The 15,050-nt window shown below is 61.0% G+C and carries 15 protein-coding genes and 1 pseudogene; 4 read left to right on the top strand and 12 right to left on the bottom strand.

The features are described 5' to 3' along the window. Positions 1–377 precede the first annotated feature (377 nt). On the bottom strand, positions 378–1,805 hold the full coding sequence (locus J4G43_RS13585) for an IS1182 family transposase (protein ID WP_208085100.1): 1,428 nt from the start codon (positions 1,803–1,805) through the stop codon (positions 378–380). A gap of 122 nt (positions 1,806–1,927) precedes the next feature. After that, positions 1,928–2,350 carry a hypothetical protein gene (locus J4G43_RS13580; protein ID WP_208085099.1) on the bottom strand — a complete coding sequence of 141 codons (423 nt, stop codon included), beginning with the start codon at positions 2,348–2,350 and terminating at the stop codon, positions 1,928–1,930. 183 nt (positions 2,351–2,533) lie between these two features. Here J4G43_RS13580 and J4G43_RS13575 point away from each other — a divergent pair, with 183 nt between their 5' ends. Continuing rightward, on the top strand, positions 2,534–2,743 hold the full coding sequence (locus J4G43_RS13575) for a hypothetical protein (RefSeq protein WP_038945568.1): 210 nt from the start codon (positions 2,534–2,536) through the stop codon (positions 2,741–2,743). Between the two features lie 281 nt (positions 2,744–3,024). On the opposite strand, the gene J4G43_RS13570 is transcribed toward J4G43_RS13575, so the two are convergent. The 4 genes and pseudogenes from J4G43_RS13570 to J4G43_RS13555 form a co-directional block, all read right to left on the bottom strand. Beyond that, the gene (locus tag J4G43_RS13570; protein WP_208085098.1) at positions 3,025–3,369 is read right to left on the bottom strand and encodes a hypothetical protein; all 345 of its coding nucleotides are present in this window, start codon (positions 3,367–3,369) and stop codon (positions 3,025–3,027) included. A gap of 512 nt (positions 3,370–3,881) precedes the next feature. Continuing rightward, the gene (locus tag J4G43_RS13565) at positions 3,882–4,277 is read right to left on the bottom strand and encodes a LysR substrate-binding domain-containing protein (RefSeq protein WP_408581428.1); all 396 of its coding nucleotides are present in this window, start codon (positions 4,275–4,277) and stop codon (positions 3,882–3,884) included. A 95-nt stretch (positions 4,278–4,372) separates the two neighbouring features. Next, a complete protein-coding gene (locus J4G43_RS13560; RefSeq protein ID WP_208083632.1) occupies positions 4,373–5,641 on the bottom strand; it encodes an IS256 family transposase in 1,269 nt (422 codons plus the stop codon). Positions 5,642–5,754: 113 nt separating this feature from the next. Beyond that, a pseudogene (locus J4G43_RS13555) lies at positions 5,755–6,225 on the bottom strand (LysR family transcriptional regulator); the annotation flags it as partial. A gap of 98 nt (positions 6,226–6,323) precedes the next feature. Here J4G43_RS13555 and J4G43_RS13550 point away from each other — a divergent pair. Next, positions 6,324–6,650 carry a hypothetical protein gene (locus J4G43_RS13550; protein ID WP_028158248.1) on the top strand — a complete coding sequence of 109 codons (327 nt, stop codon included), beginning with the start codon at positions 6,324–6,326 and terminating at the stop codon, positions 6,648–6,650. A gap of 138 nt (positions 6,651–6,788) precedes the next feature. Here the strand turns inward: J4G43_RS13550 and J4G43_RS13545 are convergent, their stop codons facing one another. The 3 genes from J4G43_RS13545 to J4G43_RS13535 form a co-directional block, all read right to left on the bottom strand. Then, positions 6,789–7,487 carry a helix-turn-helix transcriptional regulator gene (locus J4G43_RS13545; protein ID WP_208085097.1) on the bottom strand — a complete coding sequence of 233 codons (699 nt, stop codon included), beginning with the start codon at positions 7,485–7,487 and terminating at the stop codon, positions 6,789–6,791. A 95-nt stretch (positions 7,488–7,582) separates the two neighbouring features. Continuing rightward, a complete protein-coding gene (locus J4G43_RS13540) occupies positions 7,583–7,717 on the bottom strand; it encodes a hypothetical protein (RefSeq protein WP_321576328.1) in 135 nt (44 codons plus the stop codon). 13 nt (positions 7,718–7,730) lie between these two features. Continuing rightward, positions 7,731–8,111, bottom strand: coding sequence for a nuclear transport factor 2 family protein (locus J4G43_RS13535; protein ID WP_085402511.1), 381 nt, complete (start codon positions 8,109–8,111; stop codon positions 7,731–7,733). 81 nt (positions 8,112–8,192) lie between these two features. Between J4G43_RS13535 and J4G43_RS13530 the strand changes: the two genes are divergently transcribed. Together J4G43_RS13530 and J4G43_RS13525 are read left to right on the top strand one after the other, a co-directional pair. Next, positions 8,193–9,257 (top strand): IS630-like element ISRj1 family transposase, encoded by a 1,065-nt coding sequence (locus J4G43_RS13530; RefSeq protein WP_011084514.1) that lies wholly within the window; start codon positions 8,193–8,195, stop codon positions 9,255–9,257. A gap of 204 nt (positions 9,258–9,461) precedes the next feature. Then, positions 9,462–10,469: a class I SAM-dependent methyltransferase gene (locus tag J4G43_RS13525; protein ID WP_208085096.1), complete on the top strand. Its 1,008-nt coding sequence runs from the start codon at positions 9,462–9,464 to the stop codon at positions 10,467–10,469. A 52-nt stretch (positions 10,470–10,521) separates the two neighbouring features. On the opposite strand, the gene J4G43_RS13520 is transcribed toward J4G43_RS13525, so the two are convergent. From J4G43_RS13520 to J4G43_RS13510, 3 genes are all read right to left on the bottom strand, one after another. Further along, positions 10,522–12,711, bottom strand: a complete 2,190-nt coding sequence (locus J4G43_RS13520; RefSeq protein WP_208085095.1) for a PQQ-dependent dehydrogenase, methanol/ethanol family — start codon at positions 12,709–12,711, stop codon at positions 10,522–10,524. 308 nt (positions 12,712–13,019) lie between these two features. Next, on the bottom strand, positions 13,020–13,790 hold the full coding sequence (locus J4G43_RS13515; protein WP_028158256.1) for a sulfite exporter TauE/SafE family protein: 771 nt from the start codon (positions 13,788–13,790) through the stop codon (positions 13,020–13,022). Further along, complete coding sequence (locus tag J4G43_RS13510; RefSeq protein WP_208085094.1) at positions 13,787–15,043, bottom strand: CCA tRNA nucleotidyltransferase; 1,257 nt, start codon at positions 15,041–15,043, stop codon at positions 13,787–13,789. The genes J4G43_RS13515 and J4G43_RS13510 overlap by 4 nt, the downstream gene beginning before the upstream one ends. Between the last annotated feature and the right edge of the window lie 7 nt (positions 15,044–15,050).

Genomic DNA, 15,050 nt, shown 5'->3' with positions numbered 1-15,050 from the left:
TGATCAAGGCCATGGGGTCGCTCCGCGTCATGTCCTATCAATATGCGCTTGGAGTCGCCCCGCTTCCAGCCCGTCCGGCTGCCATAATCAAACCGACCCACTACCCAAAAGCTGCCCTCGGCCGGTGCACTGCCCATCGTCAGCTTCGGGTCAAAGGCTGACCTCGGCATCTTGCAGGAGCTTTGTCCGTTCACCGCCTAGCAGCAGACATCGGGGTGCTCGCAGGGACGGTCAGCTACGGGCCCAGGCTGTGTGAGAACCTCTTTTGGGGCAGTTCGAAGGTTCGGCATCGGCTTCGCGGCTCGATTTAGGCGGCCGGATGAGCAGCCAGAAGCTTCTGGACTCGAATGCCGCCGATCTGGGCGTACAAATATCCCTTACGTTTGCATCGCCTCCAGCAGTGTTCGGCAACCCAGAATCGCTATTACACGTTTCATATTGTAGGCGAGCACATTCAGCGCCATCTCGGTCGCGACCTTGTGTTGTCTTTGCATCAGGAAGTGCGTCGCACCCATCCAGGCCTTTATCGTCCCGAACGGATGCTCCGCCGTTTGACGGCGTAAAGTCATCTTGTTCGGGTCCTGGTCGAGCCGCCGCTGAATCTTCTCCAACACGGCCTCGTGCTCCCAGCGCGCGATGCGCCGCTCGGGGCCGGTCGTGCACTGAGCTTTGAGCGCGCAGGTTTGGCAAGCGGTCGTCCAGTAACGGCGCAGCATCTTACCATCCTCTTGGCCGGTGAAGCGGTAGGTGAGCCGTTCGCCGGCAGGGCAGCGATAGATGTCCTCGGCCGCAACATAGACGAAGTCCTGCTTGCCAAAACGGCCGGCGGCTTTCGCACCTGAGGTCTGCGGTTTCGGCAATGTGACCGTGACGCCAGCCTGCTCACAGGCGCGAAGTTCTTCGCCGTCGTAGTAGCCGCGATCCGCAACAACCTCGAGCGTCTCAACAGCCATCTCGGCACGAGCCTGCCCGGCCATGTTAGAGAGTTGGTGGCGATCGCTGCCCACGTTGGTCACATCGTGAGCCACAATGAGGTGATGCTGCGTTTCAACGGCAATCTGCACGTTGTAGCCGACGATGCCGGTGTCCTTACCACTTGTCGCCATCGAGCGTGCGTCAGGATCGGACAGTGAGATCTGCTTGTCCTCGCTCTTCATCATCTCCGCGTTGAGTCGGACGATTTCTTCCTTGAGCTTCTCGATCTTGCCCTTCAACCGCTCAACTCTCGCCTCCGGCACCGCGTCGCCATGCCGATCGGCGGTTTCAAGCTGAGAGAGATAGCGGGCGATGCTCTCATCGATCCGCTCGAGACGCCTCTTCATCTTGGCCTCGGTGAAGTTCTTGTCTCGTGCATTGACAGCCTTGAACTTTGATCCGTCGATGGCGACGCTCGCTTCACTGAACAGCTCAAGCTTGCGGCACAGCGCGACGAACTCGCGACAGACCTCACGAATGGCTTTGCCATTGTCCTTGCGGAAGTCCGCGATCGTCTTGAAGTCCGGCGCCAGCTGCCCGGTCAACCAGATCATCTCGATATTGCGCTGGCATTCCCGCTCCAGGCGTCGGCTCGACGGAACCCGATTCAGATAGCCGTAGATATAGAGCTTGAGCATAGTGCCGGGGTGATAGCTGGGTCGGCCGGTGTCGAATGGCTGGACCCCGATGAACCCGAGCTGGTCGAGATCGAGACCATCGACGAACACGTCGACCGCTCGCACCGGGTTATCCTCCGCCACATAGTCGTCGAGCGATGCCGGAAACAGTGTGCTCTGGCCGCGATCCAACCCTTCGACAAAGCGCTTCATCAGATGCCCCGCAAAATCGCCGGGAATCTTAGCGCGCGAATCACTTCAAACAGAGCATTTTCACACAGCCTGGGCCATGAGCCGACATCGCTCCAACCAAGCGGCGACACTTGTCAGGCTCCTTAGCGGCCGTAGGGGAAGCAGCGGTTGCGATCGAGTATGAGACCGAAATGCGCTCCCAGCGCAGCGATGGCCGCGTCCTGCTCAGGATAAGGATCGGCATTGGATGCGGCAACGATGATGATCCGGAACCCGCCGCGGTCCTTGCCACCCGGTGGCAGCATCGCTGTAGCCAGGGCATTGCCCTCCCTGTCGCGCAGTGTGAGGAAAACCGGCATCTCTCGCTGCAGATAGGCCTCGAGGCCGATGTCGCGCTCGATCGCGTCCGGCCGCTCCGGACGCCAGGACTGGACTGCCTTCTCCCGCTCGTTGCGGAAATATTTCTCGACTGTGTGGCCCATCAGGCGCGACTCATGCGCCGCTTCACCTTCCGTCTCGATACGGAACCAGGTCTTACCCTTCGGCGCGTCGCAAACGTACCGCATTTTGCTCGTCCCGCGATCGCCGCAATTCTAGGGCGGCGGGCCTACAAAGCCAATATGAGGCTCGCTCCCGTGTATAGCGCTGCACGATCAGAGGGGCTAAGAGTTCTTGATTGGACGTTGAAGTTCTAGTGAGCCCAAACAATACTAGGTCGACCGGAATAATCCTCTTCAAGGAGCGTCCCGATGCCAGACGTAAGGGAAAAGCAACGCGAAGCCCGCCGGAAGATCATTCGCCAATGGGCGAAGCTTCCGAAGGATAAACGGCAGTCTATGGAGGGGATTTCTGAATTCGCCAGGACCGCCGCTCAGCAGAACGAGAACGCATTCGTCCGCAGTCGTCGCGATCCGTATCAGAAGATCATAGGATGGCTATTGCCGCGTGCTCATCTTTGAACGACTGAGTCCTCTGCACATCCTTCGAAGGCGACACCGGGTTCTTCAGCTTGCCCCCATGTGGCGAACGGCCCGCGCGATTTAGGGAGCAAACCACGCACCTTGTCGCAAACCACATTGAGCGCAATTTTGTGAATCCGATCAGGCGACGCCCGATTTCCGTTTAGGGGCAATCGAGTCGGTTTGGTTCTCCCGAGACGACTTCCGGTCAGCCCCAGTGAGCGGACATCTTTAGTACCCCTCGCCAGGTCTTAAACGGGCCAAAACCGGTCTAGGTGCACTCAGCGGCCATGCTGGACGAGATTCCAAAACAACGCAAAAACCATCCCGAAAAAGCAAATGTAGCCACCAACGGCAAACACAATCCTGACGGAACGTAGTTGCTGTTCAACTGCGGTGACCTGCATTTGCTCGACCGACGATAATTTATCCCGAAACATGGGACCTCCTAACCATGCAGCGAGCGTTGGAGTTTGGAACTGAAATGAGAACTCAGTGTCGACAAATTTGCGTTTAACATCGCCAAGCGATCTGTACAGAGAATAGACTCGCCAGTGCCAGTACAGTGCGCAACCCAACATCGTGGAAAATGATCCGATAAAGGCGGCGGGCAGAATCACCGGCATCAGGCTCTCCTGCGGGCAATCTTCCAGACCAAAGAAGCAGCCACGATAAACGACACGGAACAGAACGCGATGATCCCTAAAACGCGGACATCATGACGCGGCTCGTTGAGCCACACGAGAGCCGCCAGGCAAAGGAGCGCCGGGACAGCGCAAGCCTGTGTCGCAATATACCGACGCCTCAGCGCCAACGGTGCGCGGTCATCCCAGATAAATGCATCAACCTGAAACTTGCGGGAAATTGCGTCCATCGGCTGGGAGCACGACCTATTTAGCTCTGCCACGACGGATTGAAATCCCCATCCGGCAATGCCCAGAAGCGAAACACCAAAAAAGCATAGCAACAGCGACATTTCACGTGTTTAGCAGCTTCAACACAACCGCGCGAGAGCCCATTGGTCCGCTATGGGTCACAAGCCGGCATCGACCCAGAGCGCTGGAACGTCTGCTAAGGGGCTAAAAGGCGACATGCGGCCTGTGGAGTCGGCACCGCTCCACGCGGGGTGGCGGCCAGCTCAAAGCTCGGAGACCAATTCCACCAAGATCTGACGCAGCCACGCATGAGATGGATCGTGATCGTAGGAAGCGTGCCAGAGCAGTGAAACAGCTACGTCCTGCAAATCCACCGGAGGCTGGCTCAGGCTAAGCTTGAGTTCTGTGGCGAACAACCGAGCCAGCCGCGCGTGCATTGTCACGACGACAGGTGCGCGTGCCACCAAGGCAGGGACAGTGAGGAAGCGAGGCGTGGTCAGGACAACCGTCCGCCGCAATCCTAGTTTCTCAAGGGCGTCGTCTACCACGCCGCGCACAGTCCGGCCCGGCCGCAGGCTCGTGAGAACATGAGGTAACCGCACATAATCTTCAAGCGAGATTTGGGCGTCGGTGATGCCCGTTATCTCCGCGTTGAACATGCACAGATAGCTCTCGTTGAACAGCAGACGCCGCTTGTGGTGGATCTGGCCCTGAGGAAAGAGAGCTATGGCTGATTTTGGGTGACGCGGCCTGATCAGGCGGCGTGGCTTTCAGTGTTCGGAATGACTTCGATTCCGTCGATGAACTTTACACCGGCGATGACTTTCGGCAACTGGTTCGTGCTCTTCAATCGCCGCCAGGTCTTCGATGCGGCGTCGATGAGCTTGAACACCATCAGCTTCGCAGTTTGTTGCGACAGCGATCCCTTGGTCCGCACCGTTCGGTGGCGCACCGTGGCGAAGACGCTCTCGATCGGGTTCGAGCTGCGTAGGTGGATCCAGTGCTCAGCAGGGAAGTCGAAGAAGGCGAGCAGCGCATGGCGATCCTTGATCAGGCACTCCACCGCACGTCCGTATTTGACGTGGTATTTCTCGACGAAGACGTCGATCGCGGTTTCAGCTTCGGCCCGGTGTGGGGCCAGATAGATGTTCCGCAGGTCGTTCTTCATGGGGCCCTGCACGGATTTGGCGACCTTGTCGAGTACGTTGCTCACTTTATGGCACCAGCATCGTTGGTGCCGCGTGCCGGGAAAGGCCTCGTCCAGTGCCTTCCAGAAGCCGAGGGCGCCGTCGCCGATGGCGAGTTGCGGGGCAATCCGTAACCCGCGTTGCCGCAGGTCGATCAGGAGTTCGCGCCAGCTCTGCGCGCTCTCGCGCACGCCGACCTGGAAGCCGATCAGCTCCTTCTTGCCTTCCGGCGTGGTGCCAATCAGCACCAGCATGCATTCGCTGTGATCTTCCATGCGGGCCTGCAGGTACACGCCATCGGCCCAGATGTAGACATAGCGACGCGCCGACAGATCGCGTCTCTGCCAGCGTTCGTACTCGACCTGCCAATCGGCCTTCAGGCCGGCGATCACCGAAGGCGACAGGTTCGGCGCATCCTTGCCGAGCAGCGCCGAGAGCGCCTCCTGGAAGTCGCCGGTCGAGATGCCGCGCAAATAGAGGACCGGGATCAAGGCATCCAGGCTCTTCGTCCGCCGCGCCCATAGCGGCAGGATTGCCGAACTGAAGCGGAGGCGGTCGCCTGGCCCGCTCGCTCCGCGGTCGCGGACCTTGGGACGAGCGACCTCCACCGGACCGATGCCGGTCGCAATCTCGCGCACCGGACCGTGCCCATGTCGGACCAGGCGCGCTCGACCGTCGGGCAGCGTCAGATTGGCCTTGCTGGCCAGAAACGCGCCAACCTCGATCTCGATCGCCCTGGCAAGCAGGTCCCGCGCGCCGGCTCGAACGATATCGGTCAGTGGATCATCAACCGCGGACGGCTGACGGAAAGCAAGAACATTGGTAGTCTCGGTCATGGCGTATCGCTCTCCTCGAGAGGTTCTGGCAGGCTCGTCACCCGCCTCGATACGCCGCCTTCCTCACACCGTCATCACCCAGATTCCGCCATAGCTCGAGGAAAGACGTCATAGCCAATAGCGAGGTCCAGTTCGTCGGCATCGAGATCATCCAGAAGTCTCGACGAGTCGATGTTGTAGAGCCGCAGATGGACGCCAGGCGCGACCTCGCGCAGGCGTGCGAGGAGAGCGGGAAGGACCAGGATTTCCATGCTGTCTGGGAGTCCGAACCTGAAGGTCCGCTCTGCCGTCGCTGGATCGAATGCGTCGTCGCGTGAGACAATCGTTTGGATTTGAGACAGCGTAGCCCGCACCGGCTCTACCAGCATCACTGCACGAGGAGTGAGGCGCAAGCCGTCGGGCCGTCGCGTCAGAAGCTCGTCGCCGAACAGGTCACGCAGGCGGGCGAGGTTGTGGCTCATCGCCGACTGACCAATGCCTACGCGGCCCGCAGCTCGCGTGACGCTACGTTCGCGAAGCAAGGCATCGAGGTGAACCAATAGGTTTAGGTCGAGCTGGCTTAGATTGACGGCATCGATACCCATCATCGATCCAATCTGTTTGATCAATGAGCATAGGCCGCCCATCTTATGTGGCAAGGGAACGGAGGGCATGGCCCACCGCCCAGCTAAAGGAGATCAACATGTCAATCCGCAGTAGCCTTTTAGCCGCCACACTAGCCTTAGCCGCTTTTGGAACCGCTCATGCAGATAGCCTCAGGCCAATTCAGGCAAAGAGCATCGATCTCGGCGGGGTGTCCGGCGTCGCCTACTACACCGTTGAGCGCGATGGGTTCCATGTCGTGACGACCCTTGCTCAGGGCGAGACGGGAACGCCAATCCGCGTAGTCTCTGTTCTTGCGCCAGGCCAAAGCGTTGTTCTCTCAACGTCCCAGCAGCCACGTGCGCTTGAAATCAGCCGGGCGGGCAACGAAGTGTTGGTCCGCAAGGCGGCGCCCGTCACAAATTAAGGTTCGAGCCTAGCGGGCGCGGTAATTTTCGGCGCCCGCTCTAACCCCGGAAGGCGTCAGGCGGCCCTCACGCCGGCGATGGTGAAGCGCACCAGCAGGTGATAGCTCGTCGGCATGGCGTCGGACCCGGTGGTGAGATCAGCCGAGAGTCTTGCGACGTTCCGCGTCGACTTGAGCTCGCCATTGCTTGACGAGATCGCGACGGCGACCGGGATAGCGTTCCGTCCTGAGCTTGATCTTTTCTATCCGATCCGCCCGGAATGAGCGGAAGTCCTTTCTCATTTCGCACCAGCCGGCAATGATGCGCCGGGAATCGAAAAAGCCAACGCCAATTGGCCAGATGATCCGCGTGGTCTTCGCGCCTTGCGGGTCGCGATACACAATGGAAAGCTTGTGTTGGTCGCGCATGGCTTGCCGCACGACGCGAAGGTCGACGGCTTCGGGCTGCTTCGACCTGCGCCCTACGTGAAAGGCACTGTCGTCCAGCTTGTGTTGCAGCTCCGAGGGAAGGACCGCGCCAATTTTAGCGAGCGCGTCACGCGCCGCCAGCGCGAACTCGTCATCGGTCTGGCGAGATACCCATTGGGCGCCCAGCGCCAAGGCTTGGATTTCCTGTTCCGAGAACATCAGGGGAGGAAGGAGGAAGCCGGGTTGCAAGACATAGCCAAAGCCAGGCTCACCGTCGATTTGTGCGCCCAAGCCCTGCAAGTCGGCGATGTCGCGATAAATCGTTCGCAACGACACACCCGCCTCAGCCGCAAGGTCGTTGCCCGACACCGGGGTGCGGTGCCGCCGCAAGATCTGCATGAGGTCGAATAATCGTTGGCTCTTCGACATAGACCAAGTCTAGCACGGATCCTGCCAAAAAATGGCAGTAGGCATCGCGGGCCACGGGCGGCGGGGCTTTACTGGCCCAGACGGCATTTACATCGCTACCAGAGCCTTTCCGGCGAGCTTGTGCCCGGCTTCAAGCGCGCGACTTCGCCGGTCCCCGGAGCCTTCAGCCCGAAGGCTTCGAGCTTCATCGTTTCAGGGCCGCCGTAGCTGTAATATTGAATCCGTTTCATGGTCGATCGTGCCTTAGTGCGGTTGGACGGTCGCCGTGTAGGCGGCGAACGGAGTCGCGTCGTAGATCACTTCGGTCGACGCGATCTTGCCGTTCTTCACCTTGAGGAGTTCCGCGACGACGGCGTTGGCAACCGGATGGGTGTCCGCGCTGTAAACGACGACAGCCTGATCATCGTCGCCGTAGACGGCGAGAACCGTGACCTTCTTGATCATGCGGGCGAACCCCTCGTGGAATTCGCGAAACTTCTGCATGCCGGCGATCCGCCCGCGTGGCGACGTGCAAACAACGTCGTCCGCCGACACGGAAGTAATCGTATCCACGCTCCTGCTGGCGATGGCCTCGATGTAGGTCTTGGCGATCTGCAGCGCCTGGCCGTTGCTCTGGGTTTTCATCGTCTTCCTTTCAGTAAAATGCCCTGAAAGAAGACCTAGTACCCACTTTTCTTGGAACGTGAGTCGTGATTCAAGGTCGGGATGATACCCGAAGCAAGAGAAGTCCACCTTTCGAGGAAAGATCGCAAGGTGCTTGAGGCGTGCTGTCGCTCACCGGTGACGTTGCAGCGCGATTTGAAGCGGGCGCGGATAGTTCTGTTGGCGGCGGATGGGCGCAGCACCCGGTCGATCGCCAAGGAAGTTGGGGTCCAGCCGCGGATTGTCAGCCTTTGGCGGCATCGCTATGCCGACCATGGCCTTGAAGGGCTGCAAGACAAGCCGCGGCCTGGCAAGCAGCCGATCTATACGAAGACGACCGACAAGCGGATTCTGAAGCTGCTGGATAAGCCGCCACCGCAAGGGTTTGCGCGCTGGACCGGCCCCCTGCTGGCCGAGGCGCTGGGCGATGTCGATGTCCAATATGTCTGGCGGTTCCTGCGCAGCCACAAGATTGACCTGGTGGCTCGCAAGTCCTGGTGCGAGAGCAACGACCCGAACTTTACGGCCAAAGCCGCCGATGTTGTCGGCCTCTATGTCGCGCCGCCGGCGAAGGCCATTGTGCTGTGCGTGGACGAGAAGCCCTCGATCCAGGCTTTGGAGCGAGCGCAGGGTTATCTGAAGTTGCCCAATGGCCGCGCCTTGACCGGCCAAAGCCACGATTACAAGCGGCATGGCACCACAACATTGTTTGCGGCGCTCGAAGTCGCCACCGGAAAGATCATCGCGACCCATTCAAAACGCCGGCGCCGCGTCGAGTTTCTCGATTTCATGAACAGCGTCACCGCGACTTTTCCGAACCGCAAGCTTCACGTCATCCTCGACAACCTCAACACCCATAAAAAGAACGAGGACTGGCTCAAGGCCCACCCCAACGTGCAATTTCATTTCACGCCGACAAGTGCGTCATGGCTCAATCAGGTCGAAGTATGGTTTTCCATCTTGCAGGGGCAGTCGCTCAGCGGCACCTCCTTCACGAGCCTCAAGCAGCTTCAGGAACACATCGATGCCTACGTCAACGCATACAACGACAGAGCCGAGCCCTTCGTCTGGACCAAGAAAAAGGTCCGTCAACGCCGTTTCAAAGGCCGCCGTATCACTCAGCTCTGATTCCGGGTACTAGCGCAGGCCAGTGACAGATTCTGGCAGTAGGAAATCGGCGCAGCCGAAGGCGCCTTCGCGCCGCGAGCGGCCTGCCTCCCCTGTCCTGTCCACTGCCCCGGACCTCGCGCTCCGCCAACCTTCATTTGAATGATGACGAGACAATTGGTCGCAACCACTTTCCACCGAAAGACCTGAATGAGGTCAGGAGAGATGAGCACCTGTCCAGCATGCGGCAGTGGATCAACTGCCAAACTGTTTGAAGTGACCGCAGATCAGGCCTCTCGATCCTTCGTCAGTCCGCGCCAGTATCCGGATCGCTCTCGAAAGTTAATAAGCCACCTGTCGCTGCTCTGGGGCCGCGACACCTGCGATATTCGCAAATGCGCAGATTGCGGATTTGGATTTGCAGATCCGTTCGTCGCGGGCGGCGCCGAGTTCTATAACCTGGCCGCGCCCCACCCTTCCTATCCAACCATGAAATGGGAGTATGAGAGGACGATCGAGGAGCTGAGCGGCCTCGGCACTGCCGGAAAAACGGCGATCGATGTCGGGGCCGGGTTTGGCTATTTTCTCGATCACATCAAGGACAAACTCTTTCGCGCGTCCGATATTTACGCGGTCGACTACAACGAAGCAGCGCAACAGGCCTTGCGATCGAAAGGCTACAAGACCTTTTCGGTCGACCTTCGGGAGGATGGCTTCACTCCGATGAAGGAGGCCTTTGACATCATCTTCATGTTTCAGGTGTTCGAGCACATGGACCGGGTGGATGACGTCTTCGCGCGGTTGAAATACCTTCTCAAGGCGCAAGGCTCTGTCTTCATCGCCGTGCCGAATGATATCCGAACGCACTACATGGAGGGCCACGGATCGCTTATCGACATGCCGCCGAACCACATTGGCCGCTGGACGAAGGAAGCGTTTGACGCGGTATGCCGACGGCACGGCCTGCAATTGAGCATTTGCGAGCGGGAGCCATTCAACCTCCTGAAGTTTCTCAGGGAAGACATCGTGGACAGCTTTTTGCGCAGGGCAGAGAAACCGGGCAGCGTCAGTGAATTCGTGCGCGGCCTGCCGCGAAGCCAAGCGCAGCGGATTGGGCAAGCCGTGATCGCACTTGCGCTTGCACCGTCACGCTTGCCGGCATGGGCCTACGCGGCCAGGAACTCATCGACGCTGGGCAGTGCGCTCTGGGTAAAGATCGACAAAGGCGCGTGACGGGCGGCCACGGTCGAACGGGCCGCTCGCCGCCGCAGCGCCTGCTGACTCATCACCTGCTCTTCGGTCTGATGGCGTCAACAGTTCCCTGTATGAAGGCCTGGAGTTTCCCGACGTCCCCTTCCGTCAACTTGCCGCTGAAATCCGGCATGCCCTGGTCGCGGAATGGACCGTGGAAGAGGATATGCCTCAGATTGGTGATCTCTTCGGCGCTGGCGTAGCCGAGATTGATGATGTTGCCGCCGCGGCCGACGCCAGGCACGCCGTGGCAGGCGACGCAGGCTGCCGCGACATAGATCTCGCCGCCTTCCCTGATGTCCTTCGGATCATACTTCACGCCCTGCAGCAGACCTTCGGTCTGATATTTGACGAACGCTGGCAGCTTCGCCGTGCCGCCGAGTGCGTATGTGTAGATCGTTCCCGGGTTCTGGTACTCGGTCGCGCGGTGCGTCAGGCCGTAGGATCCGCCCCAGCCGACAGCAATCGAGATGTATTGCCTGTCGTCGACCATGTAGGTTGCGGCGGCCGCCACCGCGCCGGTGCCGGTCGGCATTTCCCACAGCTTGGTTCCGTTTGCCGCATCATAAGCGACGAAGCGGCCATCCGCCGTCCCCTGGAAAACCAGGTTGCCGGCGGTGGTCAGCGTCCCGCCGTTCCACGGCGACACGTGCTCGACGCGCCAGACCTCCTTTTGATGCACCGGATCCCAGGCTAGCAGACGTCCGAATGGGGCCGACTTCGGAGGGTTGAAAACGAAACCGATATTCCCGCCCAGCAAGCCGCCGAGCTTGCCCGGCGCAGCAGCATTCTGCACGAACGACTTTTCCGGCGACAGATTGACCGGGATGTGCTGCGCGGGAAGGTAGACGAGGCCGGTCAGCGGATTGAACGACATCGGCTGCCAATTGTGAGCCCCGTCCGGTCCCGGAATCGACTCGTATTGATCTGCGTCGCGCGCCGCCGGCAGCTCGATCGGCCGTCCGTTGGCGTCGTATCCCGTCGCCCAATTCACATCGACAAAATTCTTCGCCGAGATGAACTTGCCGTTGGTGCGATCGATGACGAAGAAGAAGCCGTTTTTCGGCGCGTGCAGGATCACCTTGCGCGGCACATCGTCGATCTTGATGTCGGCCAGGATCATCGGCTGGGTCGATGTATAGTCCCAATTGTCGCCGGGCGTCTCCTGATAGTGCCAGACATACCGGCCCGTGTCGGCGTTGAGCGCGACGATCGAGCCCAGATAGAGATTGTCGCCACCCGACGGACTTCGAAGCTTGCGATTCCAGGGACCGCCGTTTCCCGTGCCGACATAGACCATGTTCAGATCGGGATCGAACGTGATCGAGTCCCATGGCGCGCCACCGCCGCCGTTGATCCAATACTTCCCGGCTGGATCCCAGGTCTTCGCCGCGGCTTCCATCGAAGCGTCTTCAAATGGCTTCGATGGATCGCCGGGCACGGTGAACCAGCGCCAGAGTTGCTTGCCCGTCTCGCTGTCGTACGCCGTGACATAGCCGCGCACACCATACTCGGCACCGCTCTGGCCGATCACGACCTTGCCGTTGAAGACCCGCGGCGCGCCGGTGATCGTGTAGGAATGCTCGTGATCGATCAGCGTGTCCGTTTCCCAGAGCTTGGCTCCGGTCGCGGCATCGAGCGCGATCAGGCGCCCGTCATAGGCGGCTTCGAAGACCTTGCCCTTGTAGAGTGCGAGGCCACGGCTGACAGCGTCGCAGCACCCGCGATAGGTCTTCGACCGGTCAACACCCGGATCGAACGACCAGATTTTTGTCCCGGTCCGCGCGTCAATGGCATGGACCACGTTCCAGGGTGCCGACTGATACATGATGCCGTCGACGACGAGAGGCGTTGCCTCGATCCCGCGCGATGATTCCAGATTGTAACTCCAGACGAGCCCGATATCCCTGACGTTGTCAGTGTTGATCTGATTGAGCTTGCTGAACCGCGTTTCGGCGTAGTCGAGGCCGACGGTCGGCCAATCCCTGGATCTCTTCGTATTGGCTTCAATGAAGGCGCTGTCGACTCTCGAGATATTCGCCTTGATGCGGTCCGGCTTCGCGTCGGTCCCGGTCTGCGCCCATGCACTGGAAGGGAGGGAAAGACCCAGGAGAGCAGGAAAAAGAACAAGAACGGCACTGATCTCCCGGAAGGCAATCTGAATCCTGGACCGATTGCGCGACTTTTTTTCAGGCCATTGGCACTCTGTGTTGGATCGTCCCATGCCTCACCTTCCTCCGTGCATGTCGAGACCACGATGCGCGCGCATGCCTGCGCCCGCTTCCGTTGATATGAAGTCTCCAACCTGCCTCGACGGTGCTACTGAAGCATTTCAGTCCTGACATGCCCGATTGCAGTTGTAAGAAAGCGTCTCGCTTGGCCCACCGGCCCACGGCCGTCATCGGCGGAAATCTTTTCAACCCTCGGCAGTCAGGATCGGGGGTTTCGGCTAGCATTTGGCGGCGTGCAAGCATCGGGACGGAATGTCCGCCCTTGAAAGGACATCGCGAACGCCAATCGGACCGGAGTCATCTATGCGATCAGCGACCTTGCCGCAGCCGAGATCATCACCAACCCGCCGGTGATGACAGCGACATCGAGAATCGCGGTGTGAATATGCACCGGCATCCGCTCGACGAAGGCTTTTGCGAGGAACGCGCCGGGGATCGCAATTGCGCCGATCAGCAGCGCGAAGGCGAGCACCTGTGCGGTCACGGCGCCGGCCAGCCCGAACACCGAGATCTTGATGAGGCCGGTGCCGAGCGAGATCATCGCATCGGTCGCGATCACGGCGGCGCCTTCGAGGCCCGCGGCCATCAAGAGCGAGAGCAGGATCACGCCGGAGCCGGAGGTGCCGCCGACCAGCACGCCGTAACCGACGGAGCCGGCGGCAAGGCCGGTGTCGCCGATCCTGACCTGGCGGCGGCGGAGCACGCGGCGCAGCGGCACGCTCAGGATCAGCATGGAGCCGATCACGAGCGCGGCGCCCGCATTGGTCAGCCGCGTGTAGCCGTAGGCGCCGAGCGCGGTCGTCAGCGCCGCGCAGGCCAGCACGATCAGCGCGCGGCGGCGATCGGCATAGCGCAGATAGGCGAGCGCGCGGCTTGAATTGGTGAAGATCGCGGAGATCGCGATGATCGGCACCACGGGCTCGGCGCCGACCAGCGGCACCAGCACGAGCGGCATCAGCGCGCCGGTGCCGTAGCCGGCGAGACCACCGATGATCGAAGCAAACAACGCCATCAACGCGACCAGCAGGAGCTGAAGGATCGAGATGTCGGCGAAGCCTGAGACGATGGTCACGTTCTCTCATCGCGGCTGACGCGTGCCGCTGCTTGATCGGCGATGGAAGCGAGCGCGGCTTCCTCTAGGGGAAAATCCGCCGCAAGCCAAGCGTCCTCGGCAAGCGTCAGCACATGCCCGAGCGCGGGTCCTTCCACCATGCCGCGGGCGATGAAGTCGGCGGCGCGAAGCGGAAATTTCGGCGCAATCCAGCGCTGCGGCAGCTCGGCGAGCGCACGCCAGCGCGACGATCCGACGTCGCCGCCGGCCCGCGCCCAGCCGAGCAACACGCGATCGTGATAGCGCTCCGCGCCGAGCCGGTAGAGCAACCGCCGCGCATTGGCCTCGTCCTTGGTGGCGAAGCGCCACCAGCGGTGCCCCATCGAATCCAGCGCCTTGCTTTCTACATTGGAGAGCCGCAAGCGCGTGGCGACCCGCTTGGCATCTTCGGTCACGGCGACCGTCAGCGCGGCGAGCCGCCGCGTGCTGCTTGCCGGCAAGCCAAGCTCGCCCTCGATCGCGATCATGGCCGACAGCGGCCCGGTATAGACGACGCCTCCGCTCAGCACTTGCAGCAACCCGCCATCGGCCATCGCGACCGCAGCGTCGGAGGCACCGTGAGCGACCAGCAGCTTCAGCATCTCCATGCGCACCCGCTCGGCCGACAGGCTCGCAAGACCCGCGCGGCCGCGGATGCAGGCGAGATAGCCGTCGCGGTCGGGCTCGCCGGCCCCGAAGGCGGCGTGGATGCGGAAGAAGCGCAGGATGCGCAGGAAATCCTCGGCGATGCGCTGGTCGGGATCGCCGATGAAGCGCACGCGCCGCGCGGCCGCATCCGCGATCCCGCCGACATAGTCGTAGACGACGCCCATCGCATCGGCCGAAAGTCCATTCATGGTGAAGTCGCGGCGCTCGGCGTCCTTCACCCAGTCGCGGCCGAACGCGACCTTGGCCTTGCGGCCGAAGGTCTCGGTGTCCTCGCGCAGCGTCGTGACCTCAAAGGGCTGGCCGTCGATGACCAGCGTGATGGTGCCGTGGTCGATGCCGGTCGGCACGCTCTTGATGCCGGCAGCCTTGGCGCGCCGCATCACCTCGTCGGGCCGCGCCGTGGTCGCGATGTCGATGTCGCCGGGCACGAGACCGAGCAACGCATTGCGCACGGCGCCGCCGACCACGCGCGCTTCCTCGCCGTTGCCGTTGAGCAGCGTCAGGACGCGCGCCGTCCCGCCGGAGGTCAGCCAGGGCGCATTGGCGAGTAACGGCTCTGCGCTCATGGTCCAG

The sequence above is a fragment of the Bradyrhizobium barranii subsp. barranii genome (assembly GCF_017565645.3).
Lineage (GTDB): Bacteria > Pseudomonadota > Alphaproteobacteria > Rhizobiales > Xanthobacteraceae > Bradyrhizobium > Bradyrhizobium barranii.
This window is presented reverse-complemented; position numbering and strand designations above follow the sequence as displayed.